The sequence below is a fragment of the Anaerobacillus alkalilacustris genome, from assembly GCF_001866005.1.
Lineage (GTDB): Bacteria > Bacillota > Bacilli > Bacillales > Anaerobacillaceae > Anaerobacillus > Anaerobacillus alkalilacustris.
In genome coordinates this window covers 192,448-214,033 of record NZ_MLQR01000050.1, presented here as the reverse complement: position 1 = coordinate 214,033, position 21,586 = coordinate 192,448, and the positions used below count along the sequence as shown (strand labels likewise).

At 33.3% G+C, this 21,586-nt stretch carries 14 protein-coding genes; 11 read left to right on the top strand and 3 right to left on the bottom strand.

Features of this window, described 5'->3' with window-relative positions; genetic code table 11:
- Nucleotides 1–105 precede the first annotated feature (105 nt).
- From BKP37_RS18565 to BKP37_RS18555, 3 genes are all read left to right on the top strand, one after another.
- Nucleotides 106–1,845, top strand: a complete 1,740-nt coding sequence (locus BKP37_RS18565; protein WP_084034887.1) for a methyl-accepting chemotaxis protein — start codon at nucleotides 106–108, stop codon at nucleotides 1,843–1,845.
- A 64-nt stretch (nucleotides 1,846–1,909) separates the two neighbouring features.
- Nucleotides 1,910–2,767, top strand: a complete 858-nt coding sequence (locus tag BKP37_RS18560; protein WP_071311116.1) for an EAL domain-containing protein — start codon at nucleotides 1,910–1,912, stop codon at nucleotides 2,765–2,767.
- Between the two features lie 97 nt (nucleotides 2,768–2,864).
- A complete protein-coding gene (locus tag BKP37_RS18555; RefSeq protein WP_071311115.1) occupies nucleotides 2,865–3,686 on the top strand; it encodes an alpha/beta fold hydrolase in 822 nt (273 codons plus the stop codon).
- A 25-nt stretch (nucleotides 3,687–3,711) separates the two neighbouring features.
- On the opposite strand, the gene BKP37_RS18550 is transcribed toward BKP37_RS18555, so the two are convergent.
- Nucleotides 3,712–4,254 (bottom strand): phosphatase PAP2 family protein, encoded by a 543-nt coding sequence (locus BKP37_RS18550; protein ID WP_071311114.1) that lies wholly within the window; start codon nucleotides 4,252–4,254, stop codon nucleotides 3,712–3,714.
- Nucleotides 4,255–4,455: 201 nt separating this feature from the next.
- Between BKP37_RS18550 and BKP37_RS18545 the strand changes: the two genes are divergently transcribed.
- The 5 genes from BKP37_RS18545 (at nucleotide 4,456) to BKP37_RS18525 (ending at nucleotide 15,373) form a co-directional block, all read left to right on the top strand.
- Nucleotides 4,456–5,616: a glycosyltransferase family 4 protein gene (locus BKP37_RS18545; protein WP_071311113.1), complete on the top strand. Its 1,161-nt coding sequence runs from the start codon at nucleotides 4,456–4,458 to the stop codon at nucleotides 5,614–5,616.
- Nucleotides 5,617–6,576: 960 nt separating this feature from the next.
- The gene (locus BKP37_RS18540) at nucleotides 6,577–7,371 is read left to right on the top strand and encodes a Cof-type HAD-IIB family hydrolase (protein ID WP_071311112.1); all 795 of its coding nucleotides are present in this window, start codon (nucleotides 6,577–6,579) and stop codon (nucleotides 7,369–7,371) included.
- A gap of 70 nt (nucleotides 7,372–7,441) precedes the next feature.
- Nucleotides 7,442–8,695, top strand: a complete 1,254-nt coding sequence (locus BKP37_RS18535; RefSeq protein WP_071311111.1) for an MFS transporter — start codon at nucleotides 7,442–7,444, stop codon at nucleotides 8,693–8,695.
- A gap of 280 nt (nucleotides 8,696–8,975) precedes the next feature.
- Nucleotides 8,976–11,924, top strand: a complete 2,949-nt coding sequence (locus BKP37_RS18530; protein WP_071311110.1) for a PD-(D/E)XK nuclease family protein — start codon at nucleotides 8,976–8,978, stop codon at nucleotides 11,922–11,924.
- The gene (locus BKP37_RS18525; protein WP_071311109.1) at nucleotides 11,921–15,373 is read left to right on the top strand and encodes a UvrD-helicase domain-containing protein; all 3,453 of its coding nucleotides are present in this window, start codon (nucleotides 11,921–11,923) and stop codon (nucleotides 15,371–15,373) included. The genes BKP37_RS18530 and BKP37_RS18525 overlap by 4 nt, the downstream gene beginning before the upstream one ends.
- A 147-nt stretch (nucleotides 15,374–15,520) precedes the next feature.
- Here the strand turns inward: BKP37_RS18525 and ald are convergent, their stop codons facing one another.
- Together ald and BKP37_RS18515 are read right to left on the bottom strand one after the other, a co-directional pair.
- Nucleotides 15,521–16,645 carry an alanine dehydrogenase gene (ald, locus tag BKP37_RS18520; RefSeq protein WP_071311108.1) on the bottom strand — a complete coding sequence of 375 codons (1,125 nt, stop codon included), beginning with the start codon at nucleotides 16,643–16,645 and terminating at the stop codon, nucleotides 15,521–15,523.
- 257 nt (nucleotides 16,646–16,902) lie between these two features.
- Entirely contained in the window at nucleotides 16,903–17,115 is a 213-nt protein-coding gene (locus BKP37_RS18515) for a KTSC domain-containing protein (protein WP_071311107.1), read from the bottom strand.
- A 296-nt stretch (nucleotides 17,116–17,411) separates the two neighbouring features.
- Between BKP37_RS18515 and BKP37_RS18510 the strand changes: the two genes are divergently transcribed.
- From BKP37_RS18510 to BKP37_RS18500, 3 genes are all read left to right on the top strand, one after another.
- Entirely contained in the window at nucleotides 17,412–19,172 is a 1,761-nt protein-coding gene (locus BKP37_RS18510) for a globin-coupled sensor protein (protein WP_071311106.1), read from the top strand.
- A gap of 22 nt (nucleotides 19,173–19,194) precedes the next feature.
- On the top strand, nucleotides 19,195–20,970 hold the full coding sequence (locus BKP37_RS18505) for a putative bifunctional diguanylate cyclase/phosphodiesterase (protein WP_071311105.1): 1,776 nt from the start codon (nucleotides 19,195–19,197) through the stop codon (nucleotides 20,968–20,970).
- A 117-nt stretch (nucleotides 20,971–21,087) separates the two neighbouring features.
- On the top strand, nucleotides 21,088–21,375 hold the full coding sequence (locus BKP37_RS18500; protein WP_071311104.1) for a hypothetical protein: 288 nt from the start codon (nucleotides 21,088–21,090) through the stop codon (nucleotides 21,373–21,375).
- Nucleotides 21,376–21,586: the final 211 nt, after the last annotated feature.

Below are 21,586 nucleotides of genomic sequence, written 5' to 3'. Positions count from 1 at the left end.
GACTTTTATAATTTTTTAATAATAACTTTTACATATGATTAATATTTCCTTAACAAATTATTGGTATATTTGTCATATCGTGTAGAAACTAGGGGGTTGCTTTTCGTGAAATATATTTATTTTAGTAAAAAAAACTCAAAGAAAGAAAGTAAAAAAAATTATTTGAATACTTTTCATACTGTATTATCAAAGATAAGTTTGCGAAATCGATTGTTATTTCTGTTTATTACATTATTAATTATAGCTACTAACGCCGTTGGAATAACATCCTATATAAAAGCAAAAGAAACAGTCATCCATACGATTGAAAATCGCTTACAAAGGGAAGCAGAAATAATGTCCTATATAGCAACAAATTTAAATTTTTTGTATGTAAGTGATATGGATTATTTTATGCAACAACTAGAAGTAAATGTCCGTTCACAACAAGGACAGTTAAATGAGGATGGGATTGAAGCTTACTTTTATTACATAAATAATAACGAAATTACACCTTTTCAAATAAATCAGGACATAGATATCTTGCTTTATCCATCTCTATTAGAAACAATTCAAAAAAATGAAACAAGAGTATTCCATACAAGTATGGAAGGAGAAGATTATACAATATCAACGCACGAATTAAAGGAAATTGATGCTATGTATTTGATCGTTGTACCATCAAAATCTTATATAGACCCAATAAATGAGATTGCTAAATTTACAATAATGGTGATTATTGTTAGTCTAATTATTTCGGTTATTATTATTTTATTATTTGTACAATCAATAACGAACCCATTAAACGTTTTGCAAAATACGATGAGGGAAGTTCGAGAAGGAAATTTTAGTAGTGCAATTTCCATTAAAACAACATTACCTGAAATTATTTCTTTAAATAAGAGTTATAATGCGATGGTTGGGCAAATGCGACAAATGTTAAATGAAATTACAGATACGACAGTCGAGTTAGAAAATACTGGTAGTGAATTGAAGAGATCCTCTGAAGGAGCGCTAGAGTATAGTCGTCAGCTGATTGAAGCTATTAGTGTTGTGAAAGAAGGGGCTGACCAAACAGCGGCGAATTCAGAAAGTAGTGTAAATAGTTTCAAAGATATAAAGCAAAAAGTTGAAGAAATGATGGGTAACATTAACTTAGTTTATAAAAGTTCAATTGGTATGAACACATCTGCTCAATGTGGAGAGAAAAATATTACTCAATTAATTAAAACCATTCATTCTTTTGAAAAAGATTTTGATCATATGACAAAAACAATCCAACAAGTAAAAAATCATTCAAGCTCTATTGCTAATTTAGTTGGGTTAATCAATGGAATAGCAGAACAAACAAAACTACTTGCGCTTAATGCTACTATTGAAGCTGCTAGAGCTGGCGAATCTGGTAGAGGCTTTGCTGTAGTAGCTAACGAAGTACGTAAATTAGCAGAACAATCAACAATTGCAACCGAAGAAATCACTCAATCCATTGGGACCATGGAACAAGTTAGTATCGTAGCTACAAACGAGTTCGATCATGTTTTGACAAAAATAAAGGCGAACTTATCAGCAGCAAATGAATCAAAAGCTTCTTTTGATAATCTTATGGAAGAAATTAACTCGGTTAGTACTAAAATATTAGGGACTCAAGAACAACTTGAAGAGCTACAATTGATCTTACCGAGTATTGAGTCAACAACGATTAGCTTTGCTTCGGTTTCCCAGGAAACTTTGGCTAGTGCTGAGGAAATGTTTGCAACAAGCGATGAGCAAATACAGCAAATGGAAAAAACCAATGAAATTGGATCAAAGTTAACACAAACATCTAATTCATTATTAAACCTCACAAAACAATTTAAGCTAAATTAATAAGATATGAAATTGAAGAAATAAGTTCATGTGAAGTTAATATATGAAAGATTGGGGATTATACATGGTAATAAAAGTACTCCAAAATAAAAGTTTCTTTCAAAGATGGAAATTTAATCGAAGTTTAGCTAGGCATATGGAGTTAAAAAAGTTAAAGTATGGTGAAATATTACAAGTATTAAAATATAAAAATATTAATACATTGTTTCAACCTATTGTAGGTGTTGTGAACAGCTCATTAATAGGTTATGAAGCATTAAATCGTCCAATTAAAACAAGAAACTTTTCATCGACCGAAGATTTTTATCAGTTTTTAGGGGATACAGATCAAATATTTCAATTTGAGAAGTTAACACGTCAGCATTCAATTGAGAAATACGTTGAACTAAGTCGGAAAAACAAAAATACAAATAAAGAGTTTATCTTTTTAAATGTTCATCCTAAAGTATTAAATGCTGCAAATTACCGAAGCGGAGAAACACTTTTTTTCGTAGAGAAATACGGGCTTGATCCGAGGCAAATTGTTTTTGAAATAACGGAAAAGCAAGCAGTACATGATTATACTCAATTTGAGAGAGTATTAGCTAATTACCGTTATCAAGGCTTTAAAATTGCTATCGATGACGTTGGTGCAGGGTATAATAGTTTGAAAACGATGATGTGTATAAAGCCGGATTTCATTAAATTGGATCGATCATTTATTCAAAAGATAGATAAAAATAATTCCCAACAAGAGCTAGTTAATCTATTTGTTCAATATGCCTCTCAAGCAAACTCTAAAGTTATAGCAGAAGGGGTCGAAAGGTTTGAAGAGCTACAAGTATTAAAAAAGTTAAAGGTCGATTATGCCCAAGGTTACTATATCGGTAGGCCTTCTGTAAGTCTTATTGAAAATGATCTTGACTATAAAGTTTCAATTTAATACTTTTCAAAATGAAATTCCTATAAGTATAACTCCACATTATTCATTCGATCGTTGTACATAATACATTTGAAAAATAATGTGGAGTTGGTATTTTATGGAGATAAATCAAATTAATAGCGAGTTTATTACAATTTCTAATGTTAAAATTTTTTGTGAACATGTTATGAATGGAAAACCGCCAATGCTCTTAATACATGGATTTGCATCCTCTACGTACACCTTTAACCGCCTTTTTCCTCTATTAGAAAAATATTTTTCCTTAATTGCTATCGATTTGCCAGGCTTTGGAAGAAGTGAAAAATCTACAAACTTTATGTATTCTTTTAAAAATTATGCAGAATTAATTGTGCAGTGTATCGATTATTTTAGGCTTACAAATGTAACGATTGTTGGCCACTCTATGGGTGGGCAAATAGCTTTATATACTGCTAAAGCTGTGCCAGAAAAAATCAATAAATTGATTCTGTTAGGATGCTCTGGTTATTTGAAACGAGCAAAAAAATTCCTGATATATGCATCCTATTTACCGTTCTTTGACTATTTTATCTACTACTACATTCATAAAAAAGAAGTGAAAGATTACTTGGAAAATGTAGTTTATAATCACTCTTTAATCAACGATGAACTGATTAATGAATTTCGTAAACCCTTATTAGAAAAGAAGTTTTATCAGTCGCTTACTCGTTTACTTAGATACCGTGAAGGAGACTTACAGCCTGATCAACTTAAAGTTATTCAAACGCCGACATTATTAATATGGGGTGAAGAGGACAATGTTGTTTCAGTAAACATCGGTAAGAAGTTAGTTTGTGATTTACCAAATGCAAAACTTATTACATATAAAAAAACAGGTCATCTTATAACAGAAGAAAGACCGATCGAAGTCTTTGAAGACATATTATCATATACACTCTAGAGTGAGACTCATTCAATCATTACTATTATCCAGAAAAGAAAACGAATGAGCAAACCACAACAATGATCGAGGATACAGTCCCTAGAACTGCACCAATAATACAGTCAGTTGGATAATGTAGACCGAGATACATGCGTGAAACTCCAACTAAAATGGCGATAGGTAAAAAGAAAATGGCCAACATTGGCATGTGGAGAGAAAAAACGATAGCTATAGAAAAAGCAGCCGTTGTATGACCGGAGGGGAATGAGTAATCTTTAAGTGGGTTTGAGCATAATGTAACGTTAGCTAATTTGTTATAAGGTCGCTCACGGCAATAAATTTTTTTAATAATGTGAACGATGATATGACTTAAGGATAGGGAAATAAGGGCTTCAATAGCCCATGTCTGAACAACTTTTTCTGAAAAGATCATCACGATAAGCAATGTAAGTATTGTAAATGTAGCTCCCCCTACATGGGTAATTTTAGGTAGGATATAGTCAAATGCTCTACATCTTAATTTTTGATTTACGAAGTGAAAAAGCTGAGTATCATTTGCAGAAATCCAATTTACAAATCGGTCCAACGAAGCTCCCTACCAGTACTATTATTGTAGGTTTAAAGTATTCACTACGCTTCCTTCTACTTTCTATCATAATACATAAATGTAAAGATCACGTTAGTGTCATGTTGAGATTTTTGTGAAACCTTAATATGAGCTAAATATTATTTTCATAATTATTTGTTAAGTTGTAATTGAAACTACTAATTATGGGAGTGAGTGAAAATGCGTATAGCTATATTTTCTGATACCTACGCCCCTGAAATTAATGGGGTTGCAAAAACTTTAAAGCGATACACGGACTATTTAGAAAAGAAGGGTATTGAATATAAGTTATTTGTTCCGGAAAGTAGCACAGCAGTTCCAATAGTCCCTCAAGTTCAACGTTTTACAAGTATTCCTTTCTTATTGTACCCTGAATGCAGAATAGCCCTTCCTAATCCAGTGCACATAAAGCAAACATTAGAAGAATTCAAGCCAACTCTTATTCATATTGCTACCCCTTTTAATCTTGGACTTTTTGGTCTTCATTATGGAAAAAAACACAATATTCCAATGGTAGCATCCTATCATACGCATTTTGATGATTACCTAGAGTATTACCATTTAACCTTTTTGCAAAAATGGATTTGGAAATACATGGCATGGTTTCATGATTCTTTTGAAAAAGTTTATGTCCCTTCACAAAGTACGAAAGAAAAGCTGCTTAACCAAAAAATACACAATAATATCGATATTTGGGGAAGAGGTGTAAATCATAATTTTTTCACACCACTTAAACGAGCATCTGACATGAGAAAAAATTATAATGTTAACGAGAAGAATGTTCTTCTCTATGTTGGGAGGATTGCTCCAGAAAAAGATGTTCATATTGTTTTAGAGACATTTCATGCATTACCAGAAAGGGTAAAAAAAGATACCCATCTTCTTATTGTTGGGGATGGTCCACTATTTAAGCAGTTATCTGAACAAAAATATCCGAATATTACATGGACAGGATTTAAAAAAGGTGAGGAATTGGCAGGGATTTATGCCTCTAGTGATGTCTTTATCTTTCCTTCATCTACAGAAACGTTTGGAAATGTTGTATTAGAAGCACTTGCCTCTGGAATACCTGTTATTGGAGCGAACGAGGGAGGTGTTCAACATCTTATTTGTCATGGAGAAACTGGCTTTTTATGCGGTAAGAAAAATGTAGAAGAATTTGTTTATCAAACTACAACTCTATTAGAGAAAGAATATTTGCGTAATGAATTTGCAGAAAATGCACGACGTTTTGCGTTAACTCTTTCGTGGGATGAGATCTTTGACCAATTGATTGATAGCTATCAAGATATCATATATCAATCATGGCTTGCTAATAGCCGGAATAGACATTTTGCATAAATATTTATTTTGAATTAGGCCATAACATATAGTTGTAGATTGTCAATCGAATGGTAAGGATAAAGTGATTTGCTCTAAACTTTAGAGTAAATCACTTTTTTTACAGTACAGAATTTATAAATTTCTAACTTGAAAACTGTCTAGCTTCAGCGCCTACGAGCTCGGTCACTTCAGTCAAGCAACTGACTTCAATAACTACTTGAATAACGTCTCTGAATAGCTTCATGCAGCTTTGCTCCTGCGGTTACTCGTCGCACAAAACACTGCTTCGAGGAAGCTTACTACGAAGCAATACTAGAAGACGCAGAAGCACGTAGGAAGCCAAAGAGCGGCTTCTGTCAAAGGCCTTCCAGTGCCTTTCGCTCGTGACTAAGGCGCTTACGCTTTTCTTACAGTATCAGAATTTATAAATTTCTAACTTGGAAACTGTCTAGCTCCAGGTGCCATCGGCTCGATCACTTCAGACCTTCTCTTTCACTCAAATGTTAAAAATATTAATATAAATCTAGTTTACTTAATTAATTTTACGATTTCGAAAATTTAATTATCAAACAATAACATTTACTTAATACTACCTCAAAGTTGATCGACTATTATAGTTTCAGGAGGAAAAAGGTGTTTACGAGAAGAGTAAGGAACGTTAATATGTTTGTTGTATTTATACTATCCCTTTAGTTAGTTATGGTGGTAACGAATAAGAAAAAATAAAGAAGCCCTCACCAAGTATTACTAGACTTCGAAAGCATCAACTGAAGTAAAAGCTCCAGGTTCAGATTGACTTTAAACTTACATATGCAATTCTTCCTACAGCGTGTTCTTAACTACCGCTTTTTATTTTAAAGAACTTTACAATCAGATATTATGCCTGAGCGAATGTTGAATAGATTCAAACGCTATTAAGACTACTTTGTTAAATTATGAATGGTAAGCTTTGTGAAAACAAAATAGGAGGGGTTAGTGTTGGTAAACGTTAAAGCGATTGTTCTTGACTTAGATGGTACTCTTTTAAAAAAGGATGATACGATATCTAGTAGAAATAAAGAGTTTTTAATGGAACAGAAAAAACAAGGAATAAAGATTATCTTAGCTACGGGGCGCCCGATAAATATGACATTAAAATATCATGAGGAGTTACAACTAGATACGCCATTAATTTGTTTGAACGGCGCAGTCATTTTTGATCGACTGAAACAAAATATTCTAGAACAATCCATTATTAGCCCGGTTGAAGCAACAATGGTTTTTGATATAGTTTCTGACCACTACGCTAAAGTTATGATTAGTCATACTTCAAGGGCTAACTATGAAATGATCAATCTAATCGGAGATAAAATATTAAACCATGGTCCAATAGAACCAAAAGGAATTTACCCTAATAAGTATGAACCATTATTAAAATTATCTGTTCATTTTCAAAATGTGGCTTCAGCTTCTTACGCGTATGCAAAACTTCTTTCTCACTTTGAAATCGCCAATTGGGGTGATAGTTTTGAAATTACGAAAAAGTCGATTACAAAATGGCATGCTCTGCAAAATGTTTTAAGCTCTTTTCAAATATTACCTCAAGAGGTAGTAGCTTTTGGTGATGGTCCAAATGATATTGAAATGTTAAAAAATGTAGGTTGCGGGGTTGCAATGGAGAATGGACGGTTTATGGTAAAGAAAGTAGCTAAATATGTAACTTTGGACCACGAAAACGACGGAATTACCGACTTTTTTAGTAGGCAACTAACAAAGTCAACTCTAATTATTTAAAAAACTTTGAAAAAGGCGATTTGACACTATCTGTTATCGTCTTTTTTTCAATTAAAAGGAGTTCGTATAATTGAGTAAATACTTCGGGAAAAATAGCAGTGAACAATCTATCATCGCTGTTTCTTTAGTAACAGCCCTCTGTTTAATAGGAGATTCTATGCTTTATATTGCTTTACCAATCTATTATAAAGAAGTTGGTTTGCAATCACTTTGGGAAGTTGGGTTAATTTTATCATTAAATCGACTGATTAGAATTCCAATTAACCCATTTATTGGCTTAGCATATCGCAAAATTTCTTTGAAAAGTGGGCTAATGATTGCTGTATTTTTAGCTGTAGTGACAACGATAGGGTACGGAGTTGGTTATGGACTGATAATTTTGATTATCTTACGGTGTTTATGGGGAGTTTCCTGGTCATTTTTAAGGTTAGGGGGCTTATTCGCTGTTGCAGAATGCTCTACAAATTCAAATCGTGGAAGATTGATGGGACTTTATAATGGTTTATATAGACTTGGAAGTTTAATTGGGATGTTAGTAGGCGGTATTTTAGTAAGTTATTTTGGTTTAAAAGTAGTAGCTATTGTTTTTGGTTCTTTAATGATTTTGGGTTTTCCACTAATCGTGTGGTTAGTCCCAAGAAAACAAGTAGAAAAAGAAATAGAATTACAAACTAAGACACCAATTACTATATTGTTTAATAAACAAGTAATTTTAGTTGTTATTAGTGGTTTGTTACTAGCTTTCATTATTCAAGGATTGTTTGTCTCTACATTAAGTCTTGTTATGCTAAAGCATTATAGTCACCAAGTACAAATCATTGGAATGACAATAGGGGTAACGGCATTAGCAGGGGTTATTCAAGGAATTCGTTGGGCGTGGGAGCCATTTGTAGCATTGAAGTTTGGTCAACTTTCAGATGGAAAAGATGGTAGGTTACCATTATTTATTATATTTTTAACTTCTGCAGCTATTTGTTTAGCCCTAATACCTATATTGATGCCTCTTTATATTTGGATCATCATAACTAGTTTCTTCATGCTATCAACGACAATCATCACAACACTTGTTGATGCTTTAGCTACTGATGTTGGAAAAATATCTGATATCAACATAGTGATGACGTATTACACGGTTTTTTTAGATGTAGGTGCTGCTTTAGGGCCAATCATCGCTTATTTAATCATTAGCTATGAGAATGGGTTGAATTTTTCATATTATATAGCGGCTCTCATCTTTATAATCTTAGCAGCCATATGGCTAAGAGAGTACAAAGCAATAGTTAAAGTTCAACGAAGACAACCGAACTCTCCTGTTATTCAATAAATACCTTATTACTTTACAGTATCCGATAGTCACTTATGTTTCTTTACATGGAGCCCATAATTTTGGTCTGTGTTATACAAGGGGAAATGCCTTTGAGCTGGTAGGTGCAGACGTTAGACAACTTTCTAACTTCAGAAAAAATATATTTTCTTAGCCTAGGAAAGAAACATACGTTCTTGAATTTTGGTATAATATGTATAGGGGAAATAGAAATATTATTTTAATCATTTGGAAATTATTAGTATAATTAGTTTGGACTTGAATAAAAAGGGGTGCGAAAATGCTAGTAGTAAAATATTCAGATTTAAAAGATGTAGCTAAAACAGATCGACTCACGAAAAGTTTTCAAAGACAAAAAGAAGTAGGGAAACCTATTTATTACATACTACCTTCTAATAAATGGCTTCAGGCTGCACGTAAACGCAAGGCTGGCATGGCTTTTAAAACGTTTGATGATCTCGCTGATTTATTATTAAAAAAAGCCAATATTAATTATTTTCCTGTTTCAGAAAGTGAACGAACGATTTTTTTTCAAGAACTGATGTCAAATGATAAAAACCGTTTTTTAAATAATCCTCAAGAATTACGACATAAGGCCAAAGCCATTGCTGAGACTTATGGTCAGCTAAAACGTATTGGGTTAACTTTAGAAAATCTACCTACTCAATTTAGACAAATGGAACCGATTTTTAGAGAATATGAGACAGAATGGGTGAAGAAGAAACGTCTATTAGACCCTGAAAATCGTATTCATGAAGCAGTTTCTTTACAAATGAATCAAGAATTAAACTTAGGTGGAATTGTCATTGATGGTTATCTTGATTTTAGTACACTGCAATATATGGTGATTGCTTATTTTGTCTCATTGGGTATAGATATTACAGTGTATCTTCCTAGATTACAAGGAGCAGAAATTGTTGAAGGTACTGAAAAACAGCTTGAAAAACTAGGTTTTACTGTAGATAAAGAAGAAATTAGGCAAATTATGATAACTAAGTCAAATGTAGAGGTGAAATCAGCCACAACTATGGAAGAAGAAATATACGGTGTTTTACAAGAAATTTCTGAGAAAAGCCAGGTGACACCACTTACTAATATAGGGATTCTACTCACCGACGAAAGCGTTTATCAAGAAAAGCTTATTAAAGCAGCTGAAAAAAAGCAGCTCCCGTTAAAGGTCCCAGTTAAGAAAACGGTTAAAGATACACAGTTTATTCAGTTTATTTATAAATCTTTATTAAAGCACAATGGAAGATTTGTAAACCGCTGGGATACCCTTGATCTAGTAGATACGATGCTTAGACTTTATTTCTTTAAAAGTATAAATTATATGAACAAAAAGAAAAATTATATCGAAACTGGATTTTTACCAGAAGATGAAAAAAAACAAGTAGAAGCATTTATTGATTTTCGAAAAACAATTCCTAAAAAAACAAGTGTTATAACATACTTATCTTTATTAAAGGAATTATTGGTTAATAGTGATTTTCCATCTTCTTGGAAAAAACAAATCCTTGAAGAAAAAAACACAGAAAAACTTCAGCAAATTCGACTAGAGTGGAAGGCATATGACTTTTTGGTCACTTTAGTTTCTAGAAAGATTGAAATGTTAGAAAAACAAGGTCTCCAAGACTTACAAGTTCATTATCATATTTTTGTCGATTGGCTTTATGAAGGGATTCAAGGTGGAAGTATTTTCGTAGAAAGAACTCCAGTTACTGGAATTCAACTTTATTCATTTAGAGATGTAGGATTATTCGAAGGGAAAATACTATATGTTTTAGGAATGAATGAAGGCACATTCCCTAAAGGACATAAATTGTCGGGCTATTTTCAGGAAAGTGATTTAAAAAATCTCCCTGTTCCGTATGCTAGCCCAACAAAAAAGTTATTTCGACAAAAGGATGATACCTTTTTCCAACAGTTATTTGAGTTAGCTGATGAAGTCTCTTTTTCATATGTTGTAGGAGTTGATCCACATAACCCGTTATTACCTTCGGGGTACCTTGAAGCCTGGAAGGATCAAATTCAGGATCGAAAATATAGTGCGGCAAATCGTTATACTGAGAAGGTGAGTGACTCTCAAAATGATTATGAGGAAAAAATGGCCTACCATGTTGGGGTAGGAAAATTAGTCCACCAACTTCCAGAATCATTAGAACGAATGGTTGTAAAATTAAGTGAGCTTGAGGGTGGTATAGAAAAAGTGTCTCCTTATTGGGAAGAAAGATTAAAACGTGACAAGCTTTCTGTTACAATGCTTGAAAGCTATGCCATGTGTCCTTTTAAATATGCTCTTGAGAGAATATTGAAAATTAAGGAGCCCGTTGAAAAGCAAACAATACTTGATTTTCGTGATGTAGGTTCAATGTTACATGACATTATTGAAAAGTTTTATAAGCAATTAAACTTAATTGGAAAACCATTTTCGGCTTTGACTGAGGAGATGAAGGAAACAGCTGAGACGTTTTTACTAGATATATTTGAAGAAGAATGGTCGATTGTTGAAGCAAACCATCTAGACTTCTCGAAGCTTCAGCTTTCAATTGAAAAAGAAGAATGGTTGAAAAAATTAAAAAAATGGTGGCATGCTGAAAGACACCACTTTTGGGAAAATAAGCAACTTCAATCGATGCATCTATTTCGTTTAGAAGAAGCCGTTGAACTTGATATAAAGCTAGACGATGACATAACCATTACAATGTCAGGAAAAATCGATCGGGTCGATATTGATGATCATGGTTTTGTTATTTATGACTATAAATCTGGTTTTGCTTCTTTAAACTTTAAGAAAGAAGTACGTCCAGGGTTAAAACTGCAATTACCTCTTTATTTAGTTGCAATGGAAAAGCGCCTTGCAAATGGTCATTATCAAATTGATTTAACGGAATGTTTTGAAAGCCTACCAGAAAATTTAACTGCTCATGGTGCATCTTACATTTCCCTTAGAGAACCATTAAAGCGTGCTGGAAATAGTGTTTGGCGCGAGGAACATTTTCGCAAGAATAGTCCGTTTTCCGTTAATTCTTATGCGACTAAGGAAGAAACGTTGGAAGCAGAAGCTCTACTTGCTAAATATGAGTTGAAACAACGAATAAAAGAACTTTGGCAAGGAAGTAGTCATGACTTCTCAGTAAGGCCTTTAAAATGCATTAGCAGTTGTGCTTATCGACCGGTTTGTCGTGTTACTCAAGATCAAATTGAAGAAGGGGAGGGGGAATTTAAATGAATTTTAACGAAGAGCAAAAAGCCGCTATATATAGTGAAAAACCACTAGTCGTTATTTCTGCTGGGGCTGGTTCTGGTAAAACACGTGTATTGACGGAACGATTTGTATATATATGTGAAGAAAAATTAAAAGAACGTCTTGGTAAGAAAAAAAAATCACCGATAGGAGCTACGGTTGAGGAAATTGTAGCCATTACATTTACTGAAAAAGCAGCACGTGAAATGAAGGACCGTATTCGTGGACGTATAGAGGAGATACGCCAAAATGTACATGAACGTTATGATGCGAGTGAACATGAGTTTGCAAGAAATTTCTGGCAGGAACAAAAGGATGCGTTAGATGGTGCCCTTATAACTACATTTCATAGTTTTTGTCACAAACTTCTTGGAGAATATGCGTTTCTTGCAGATGTCCCTCCTAAGTTTACTGTGTTAGATGATGTTGGGGCTAAGTTGATTCAAATTGACATATTTGATGAAATGTTTGATTCGCCAGAGTATCATCGTAAATGGCGACCGCTGTACAACTTTTATACTCGTGGACAACTGAAAGAAGCTATTAAAGCAGTGTATAGTCAGATGAAGGAAATCATTACTTCAGTAGATTCTATCGAATCATTTTTCGATTCCGAAACCATTGTAAAGCTTCAGTTACAATCGATAGAAAGTGATCGTAAATTTGTATTAACGAATTTTTATAAAGAAGCACGCCCGCATGTGATGGAACTTGATGACAGTGATAAGGCCTCAAAGAAAATTACGGAACACTTTTCTGAAGTAACCGATCTTTCGTTTGAAAATCCAGTTGTTCTATATGAGGCATTAGAAGAAGCACTTCCGAAAAAAGTAAATAAAAAATGGCAAGAAACAAATCCACCATTATATGATTTGTTTGAGTATTTATATAAACCTTTAAAAGAGACGTGGAAAAAATTAAAAGGACCATCAAGTGTTGACATTAAAGAGATTAAAGAAATTATTAATCTTTTTGTCCAAGTGCTTCAAGTGTTCCACGAAAAGTATGATGAGGCGAAACGAGAACGAGCAGCAATGGATTTTTCTGATCTACAGCAAAAGGCAATTACTCTATTAGAAAAGAAAGAAGTTCAGGATGATTGCCGAAAAAAATATCGTCATATGATGATTGATGAAGCACAAGACACGAACCAACTGCAAATGAATATGTTAACGTTCATTCAACCCAACTATAAATTTATTGTAGGAGATGGAAAACAATCCATCTATCGATTTCGGGGAGCAGATGTTAGCTTGATGAATGAACTTGTTGATTTCTCAAAGAAAGACCTTAATAGTGATTTTATTAATATGAGTACGAATTATCGTACATGTGAGAGTATTATTTCCTTTGTAAACATTGCGTTTAATGAAATAATGGGGGCAGAAAAATCAGAATTGGACCCGTTGTATAAAATTCATTACACGAATATTAATAGTCATCGCACCGGGATAGAAGAACAAAAATGTCGCGTTGAACTTATTACAATCCCTAAAGAAGATGAACCAAAAGAAGGCATAGAAGGTCAAGCAGAGCAAGCGGATGATGAACAATCAGAATTTGAAGTTATTGCGAACCGTATGCTTGAAATAATGGAAGAAGGACAATCAATTGTCTCAGACAAAGAAGCTTGGCGAGCGCCTTCTTGGAGCGATTTTGCTATCTTAATACAAACAAGAACAAAATTATCAAAATTAGAACGTTCGTTAAAGCAAAAGGGAATTCCCTATGTCGTTTATGGTGGGATCGGCTTTTATGAAAAACAAGAAATTCGAGATATGATTACCCTTCTCAATTGGTTAAATAGGCCGTGGGAATCACTTTATATATTATCGCTACTAAGAAGTCCGCTTTTTGGTGTTTCGGTTGAAGACTTTTTATCGATTGATGAGTGTTTAGAAGAAGATATTACTTTGGCGACCTTTATTTACGAAGGATTATTTGATAACGTTGGCAATATCGGTGAAGAGCTAAAGAGTACATTATCTAAGCTTAAACAGTTTTATGAAGATTGGGTTCCTTATCGTCCTCAAGTTTCAACCCGCGAATATTTTGAAGATCTTTTCTTGAAATCGGGCTTAAAAAAAATGTTATTATTACAAAAAAATAATTTGCAACAAATTAAAAATGTTGAAAAACTAATTGATGTTTTAGCTCAGTTTCAAACAGCTTCTTTAGATGAATTGTTAAAGCAAGTGAAACAATTGGCAGACTTATCGGATAAAGAAGGTGAAGCAGAAGTAGAGTTAGCAGAAGGGAATATGGTCCATATTATGACTGTACATGCTTCTAAAGGGTTAGAATTTCCAATTGTCTTTTTACCAGATTTAGCTAAAGGTCCAAGAGGGGATTCAGGAAATATCCGTTTTGATAAAGATGTTCGGATCGTTTTACAGTATGAGAAGGAAATAGAAAATGAACCATTAAAAAAACCTGATAAAAAATATTCACCATCATTTGAAAGAATTAAAGAAAAAACAAAGGATCAAGCGATTGAAGAATCAAAGCGATTATTTTATGTCGCTACTACTAGGGCGAAGGATTATCTAGTATTGTCTACTGTCGATAAACCGGCTAAAGACTCATGGTATGACATGCTACTTAAGGCGATGGAACAAGACCAGAGTTTAGAAAATCGTATAAAGCAAACTTCTAATGTACCTGACTATGAAGAGTGGCAAGAAAAAGGGCAAGAATATGAACCACCGTTAATTGAAAACAGAGATAAGGTACTACCTAGTTTTTCAGTTTCAGAAATCATGATATATATGAATGACCCGATAAAATATTATTATAAATACATTGTGAAAATTGAGGATGAGTGGTTAGCTGAACAGGACGACTTACCGCAGATCGTAGAAGAAAAAGAATTTGTTTCAGGTGCGAAACTTGGTACGATTGTTCACCGCGCATGTGAACTTTTAGATAACGGTTTTTCTCTTGAAGAAGCACAGGAAGAAGCGCTAGCTTTACTCGAAGAAGAACAAGAGCTAGGTGATTACGAACAAGCAGTGAGTGAACTAGTAACAAAATATCAGGCACTTAATGAGTTGCGTCTAGGAAGTAACTATGCTAATGAATGGGCGTTTATTGTTGAGATAGAAGGTGCACAAATCATAGGTGAAATTGATAAGATTGTTGAAAAAAATGAAGAGTTTCACCTTATTGATCTAAAAACGAATAAAAGTAATGATTATCAAAAGTTAGTTAAATATTATACACCCCAGTTATACTTGTATAAGATGGCCTTTGAACAAATAACTCGTCAAAAAGTAAGTGAGTTGTCATTATTTTTTATGCGTGAAGGATTAGAAGGTTTTGCAAGTATTGAAATTGACAAAACAATGGAAGAGCGTATTAGGGAAGTAATTAAAGAAATGTCTCATTTAAAAATGAAGCTTGCTGCAAAAGATAGTTATGAAAGAATTGGATGACCAAGCATTTTTAGGTTGACTAAAACGAACTGTTAAATTAGGAAGAGAAATTTACAAAAGGTTTTGCCAATATGGTGGCAAAACCTTAATTTTTTCGTCAAGTCACCAGAGAGTATAAAGTTAAGCTTTATAGCTTCGGCCTTATTACTATATTCGATAGTGTAAGGCTTCTGAAACTGGTACATAATCGTAACCTAAGTCTTTAGCAACAGCTTCATAAGTAATGGAACCATTTGCAACGGTCACACCTAATTCTAACGCTTTATTTTCGACGACTGCAGCAAACACCCCTTTATTTGCAATTTGAAGAGCGTACGATATCGTTACATTTGTTAAAGCGATTGTTGACGTTCGAGGTACTGCACCTGGCATATTTGCAACAGCATAATGCACAACACCATGTTTCTCATAAGTAGGATCGCTATGTGTAGTAATACGATCAACAGTTTCGAAAATTCCACCTTGGTCAATCGCAACATCAACAATAACTGAGCCTGGGGACATTGTTTTAATCATTTCTTCAGTCACCAACTTAGGTGCTTTAGCACCTGTTATTAAAACGGCTCCGATCACTAGGTCACTTTCACGAACGGCATCAGCAATGTTTAATGGATTTGACATTAATGTATTAATACTAGATCCAAAAATATCATCTAAATAGCGTAAACGTTCTGGACTTAAATCAATAATAGTTACATCTGCTCCTAAGCCGACTGCAAGTTTAGCGGCATTAGTACCTACAACACCACCACCAATAATGGTAACTTTTGCCCGCTTTACACCTGGAACACCAGCTAGTAAGATGCCTTTTCCCCCTTTAGGTTTTTCTAAAAATTGAGCACCAATTTGCGAAGCCATCCGCCCAGCGACTTCACTCATCGGAGTTAGTAATGGCAAAGTCTTGTTTACTTCAACTGTTTCATAAGCTATTGCAATAACACCTTTACTAGTTAATGCTTTGGCAAGAGCAGGTTCAGCTGCTAAATGTAAATACGTAAATAGAATGAGGCCTTCACGAAAATATTCGTATTCACTGGCTAAAGGTTCTTTAACTTTCATAATCATTTCAGCTTTTGACCAAACGTCAGCAGCATTATCAAGAATTGTTGCACCTGCATCAATGTATGATTCATTTGTAAAGCCACTTCGAACCCCTGCATTTGTTTCAATTAGTACCTTATGACCAGAATTCACTAAGGTAATTACACCACCAGGGGTAATAGCAACACGATTTTCATTGTTTTTTTTCTCTTTTGGTATACCAATTATCATTGTTAATCCCTCTTTTTCCTCTTATTTGAGTGAATTTCATATCCAAATAATCATATAGAAGTGTATTATGAAATTTATTGAAATATATAAGTATAGTATAATTTGTATCTATTTATCGAAGCAATGAATATTCATTATTACGGGAGAAAATCTAACAGAAAAAAACTGAGCTTGAATACAACATCAAGTTCAGCTTTTACTAAATACTATAATTTTTTTGAAATACCTTTTGGTGAATTCAAAGGGGTGCTTTTCTTTTAATGTAGTTTCCTTTTATCATATTTTATAGTAAGGCGATCTCTAACATATTTACTATGATCACTTGTAGATAAGAACCCTACATAATCAATTGGAATAACGTCATAATATACATAATAATCACCATTAGTAAACCGAATGTACAATTGATGTGTAACATCATCATATGATGCAGACTTAATATCCTCTGAATTGATATTTGTTGTCTCCATACCCCAATCTCCCTTCTTATATTATTGCTTTATATTAAAGTATTCCCAATAAAACAATAAGGAAACACTTTTTCATACATTTAGGTAACAAGATATATTAGGAGAAAAAAACTACTTTCATAAAAGCTATTTAAAGAAAACTTGAAGTCATGCTTTCTAGGGAAATTACCTTGTAAACAATTGAAGTTTAAAAAAATTCATGATAAATTAACGAACTATTCACTTGAAACTTTCATATATAAGGCTACAATGATAGTGGAAGTAATCTTTAGATTTAAGTAGTAGGGGGGATTTCGATGTTTTTTACGAAAAGAATAAATGTGGAGAAAAAGGTTCAACCCTTTAAGGATACAGATATTCAATCAACAGATCGAATGCAAAATAAGTTATCATATTTACAGCTAAATAATAAAGACTTAGAAATTATTAAAAAGCTTGATTACTTATTTGATAAATACTGTGAAGATATAACGGAAAGACATTATGAAATGGTGGGGAGATTTGCTAATTTACAAAATATCATCGATCAACATAGTACAAGGGAGAGATTGTCAAAAACGTTTGTTAAATATTTACAGTCTATTCCAAGGTCGGAAATTAATGAAGAATATATTTCAGGGCGAGTAAAAATTGGAGATATACATAGTAAGATCCGGTTAACACCAGAGTTTTACACTGGGTCTTACATACGTGTATATGAGTATCTTATACCCGCTATTATTTCTGAATTTGGAAACTCTCCTGAACAATTATCTGAACTATTATTAAGCCTAATAAAGTTTATTACGTTAGATTCACAAATAGTACTTGAATCTTATCAAGAAGGAAATGATTATAAAGTTGTTTCTAATATAAGTTCTGTCATGGAATTAATAACAAAAATTAATAAAATGAAGGACCTATTAGCTGTTGTTGATAGTACAATTGCAGAAGCAGAAGCAGTAGCGGCAGCTGCCGAGGAGCTTTCCACTTCGGTCGAAGAAGTAGCCAATAATGCCATAAATGTTTCGGAAAATGCTCAAGAAACAATTCTCCAAGCTAATAATGGTCAAAAAGTAATTGAAGAGTCATTAAAAGGTTTCCTTTCTATGACAGAAGATTTTAGTGAAACAAAGGAGAAAATTAATAATCTTCTTAAAGAAATTCAAAATGTTACTACTGTCGTTTCATTTATACGTGATGTTTCGGAACAGACGAATTTATTAGCTTTAAATGCATCTATTGAAGCAGCTAGAGCTGGAGAACATGGAAAAGGGTTTGCAGTTGTAGCAAATGAAGTCCGTAAACTTTCTGAGCAAACGAATACGTCGGTTCAAAAAATTACAGCTACTATAGAAAAGATTCAAGCTGAGGCAAATGAAGTAGATCAAAATTCTGATCGAATGTCTACGCAACTTGGTGTGCGAGTTAACAAAACAAGAGATGCTATTGATGTTCTAGATCAAATTATCACAAGAATAGAAGATGTAGGTGGAGCAACTTCAAATATCGCTGCAATTGCAGAGGAACAGTCTGCTGCTACTCAGGATATTACTTCAAGAATAAACGAAGTGTTACAGCATGTTGATGAAATAAGGACAGCTACAAAAGAAACTGGTAGTACGATTTACGATGCAAGCTATAAAGTTAATGAATTACGAAAAGAAGTATTAAAATCAATTCCACGACTTAATGGTGAAAATTTATTACGAGTAATGAAAACTGAATATGAAACGTGGAAATGGTGGATATATAATACGATGATCGAATTCCATGATTTAAGTGAGGGAGACATCGCTCGTAGACAAGAGAGTCGTTTATCAACTTGGTTTACTGCCATAAAAAATGATCCACTGATTCACTCTCAATCCGTTTTCACAACGGCAGAAAAATTGCACAATGATATTTTTACTTTAGCTAATGATGCGTTAGAAGCTATGAAACGAGGTCATTTTTCTGAAATTAGTCAAATATTAGAACAACTAGACACAAAAACTGAAGCTATTAAAGAGTGTTTAGACGAACTAAGTCTAGGTGTAGCTGAAAGAAAAACAGGTAAGAGGCATCAACACAGCTAGATGCTAACTATTTGGAGGCCGTATGAACATAAGTAGTCAATATAATCATGAAACTGAACGTAAAAAGGATAAGCCTTCTAATGTCAGGTATAAATTAATTGAAATTTTCCGGGAGTTTGAATTGGAGGAAGGACTAGAAGGGGCTATTAAACTAAGACAAATTATTGATAGCCTCTGCTTTGTCCTAGGGCAAACTGTTACTATTTTTATTACCAACCGAAATGGAAAGATTTTATATTCAAATGATCACCTTCCGTTATCAACCAAATTAAGAGAGGTTGGTATTATTGAAAATGATGTGATTAATATAGAGCAAAAAGTTTTAGGTAGAAACTTGAATGTAGGAGATTTAATTTTTGAAGAAACCATGCATCAAATTTCTGACGAACTTATGTATATACATTCGCATATTTCACCAGTGAGAAGAGATGATGAGGTAAGCCACTTCATCATCGCTTTTCATGATGTAACTCAACTAAGGCGTGCAGAATCACAATTAAATATTATCTATTCAATAGATCCTTTAACTCAATTGCCCAATAGACATTGTTTCGAAGAAGACTTATTAAAAAAAATACAATTAGAAAAGAAAAGTCAAAATCCTTTTGCCCTATTTTTTCTTGATTTAGACCGTTTTAAATTTTTTAATGATACGTTAGGACATCAAGTTGGCGATGAGTTAATTATGGATATTGCAAAAAAACTACGAGATATTGAAAATAAGTATATTACTTTGTACCGCTTTGGTGGCGATGAATTTATTTTTCTGATTAAAAAAGTTGATACAGAAGAGCAAATTGATGAGTTAGCTGAGAAAATATTACAAATATTTAAGTCAGCCTTTATTATTCAAGGAAATAGTCTTATGTTAACTTGTAGTATTGGCATAAGTATTTATCCCGATTCAAGTACTAGCCTAAAAAAACTAGTAGAATGTGCGGATACTGCCATGCATTATGCTAAGGAACGAGGGAAAGATACATATCAAATTTTTTCTGAAAATATGAACACTGCTTATTCAGAGAGGTTGAAAATGGAAGCTCAACTTCGCATCGCATTAGAGAAAAATCAATTTTTCCTACATTATCAACCCCAAATTGATATGAAAACGAATAAGATCATTGGAGTAGAAGCATTAGTTCGTTGGAATAATCCTGAATTAGGAATTGTCGCCCCTAATGAATTTATTCCACTTGCTGAAGAAATAGGTCTTATTGATCCGATAGGAGACTGGGTTTTGAAGACTGCATGTCAACAAGTGAAAAATTGGCAGAATGAATTAGGTTTATATATTAGAGTGGGAATTAATATTTCACCGAAACAATTTCAACGCCCTGATTTTGTTAGCAAAGTAGAAAGAGTATTACAGGAAACAGGATTAGCGCCTAAATATGTTGATTTGGAAATTACAGAAAATGGATTAATGCAAAATAGCGCAGATTGTTTGCAAACACTATATCGTTTAAAAAGCCACGGTGTAAAAATATCAATCGATGACTTTGGGACAGGTTATTCTTCCTTAAGTTACTTAAAGCGTTTTCCAATTGATACTTTGAAAATAGATCAATCGTTCGTTAGAGATTTAATCGAAGATACAAATGATCAAGCAATTGTTACTTCAATAATTAGTTTAGCGCACAATATGAAACTGAATGTAATTGCAGAAGGTGTAGAAACTGTCGAAATTGTTAATTTTTTAAATCGTCATAAATGTGATGAAATGCAAGGCTACTTATATAGTAAACCTCTAAATCCACATGATTTTGAAAGCTTTCTAAAAAAAATGAAGCAGCAGTAATCAGACTACTAAAAATCCGAATAATGTTACTTAGGAATGAAAGGTGCTCCTGTATGGAATTTGATATATTGGAAAAAATAAGCTAAGTAGTAAATGAGGATAAAGGTGGGAACAAAAGTGAAACGTGTTTCTTTAAGTATTGCAGCATTTTTATTCATTGCATGGATTGCAGCTCTGTTATTAAACATTGACATTTATCGGAAGGCAAATATAGAGTTAAATATATTTGGACCGCTTTTAGACGCGGTCTTACTCATGATCATTGCCTTGGTTATTTTTGTTCTAGTAGCAATTTCTAGTGAGAATGTAGAAACCCCTAAAAAATGGGTAAACACTAGTTTGTTTGTATTAGGTTTAGGTGCAATATTTTTCATTTCATTTTTTTACATCGTAACGTTTTATTAATAGTCAATACTGTAATGTAAGTGGTACAATGTACTCGTTCCTTTTATTATTTTTTAGCTAACAGGAGGTGAGAATTGGTGGAATTTCCTTTTGATTTATCTATAATTTGGCTCTCTATATTGCTTTCTATTCTATTTGTTGTAGCTTTCGTCTTTCGTTCTAGCTGCTATCCAACTTTAAGGAAGCAACAATCCTTTTGCAAAGTAAACAA

Bases quoted from the DNA above. Each gene is read 5' to 3' on its own strand.
- BKP37_RS18525 (WP_071311109.1), top strand. From the start codon at position 11,921: ATGAATTTTAACGAAGAGCAAAAAGCCGCTATATATAGTGAAAAACCA.
- BKP37_RS18555 (WP_071311115.1), top strand. From the start codon at position 2,865: ATGGAGATAAATCAAATTAATAGCGAGTTTATTACAATTTCTAATGTT.
- BKP37_RS18545 (WP_071311113.1), top strand. From the start codon at position 4,456: ATGCGTATAGCTATATTTTCTGATACCTACGCCCCTGAAATTAATGGG.
- BKP37_RS18530 (WP_071311110.1), top strand. From the start codon at position 8,976: ATGCTAGTAGTAAAATATTCAGATTTAAAAGATGTAGCTAAAACAGAT.
- BKP37_RS18510 (WP_071311106.1), top strand. From the start codon at position 17,412: ATGTTTTTTACGAAAAGAATAAATGTGGAGAAAAAGGTTCAACCCTTT.
- ald (WP_071311108.1), bottom strand. From the start codon at position 16,645: ATGATAATTGGTATACCAAAAGAGAAAAAAAACAATGAAAATCGTGTT.
- BKP37_RS18505 (WP_071311105.1), top strand. From the start codon at position 19,195: ATGAACATAAGTAGTCAATATAATCATGAAACTGAACGTAAAAAGGAT.
- BKP37_RS18560 (WP_071311116.1), top strand. From the start codon at position 1,910: ATGGTAATAAAAGTACTCCAAAATAAAAGTTTCTTTCAAAGATGGAAA.
- BKP37_RS18515 (WP_071311107.1), bottom strand. From the start codon at position 17,115: ATGGAGACAACAAATATCAATTCAGAGGATATTAAGTCTGCATCATAT.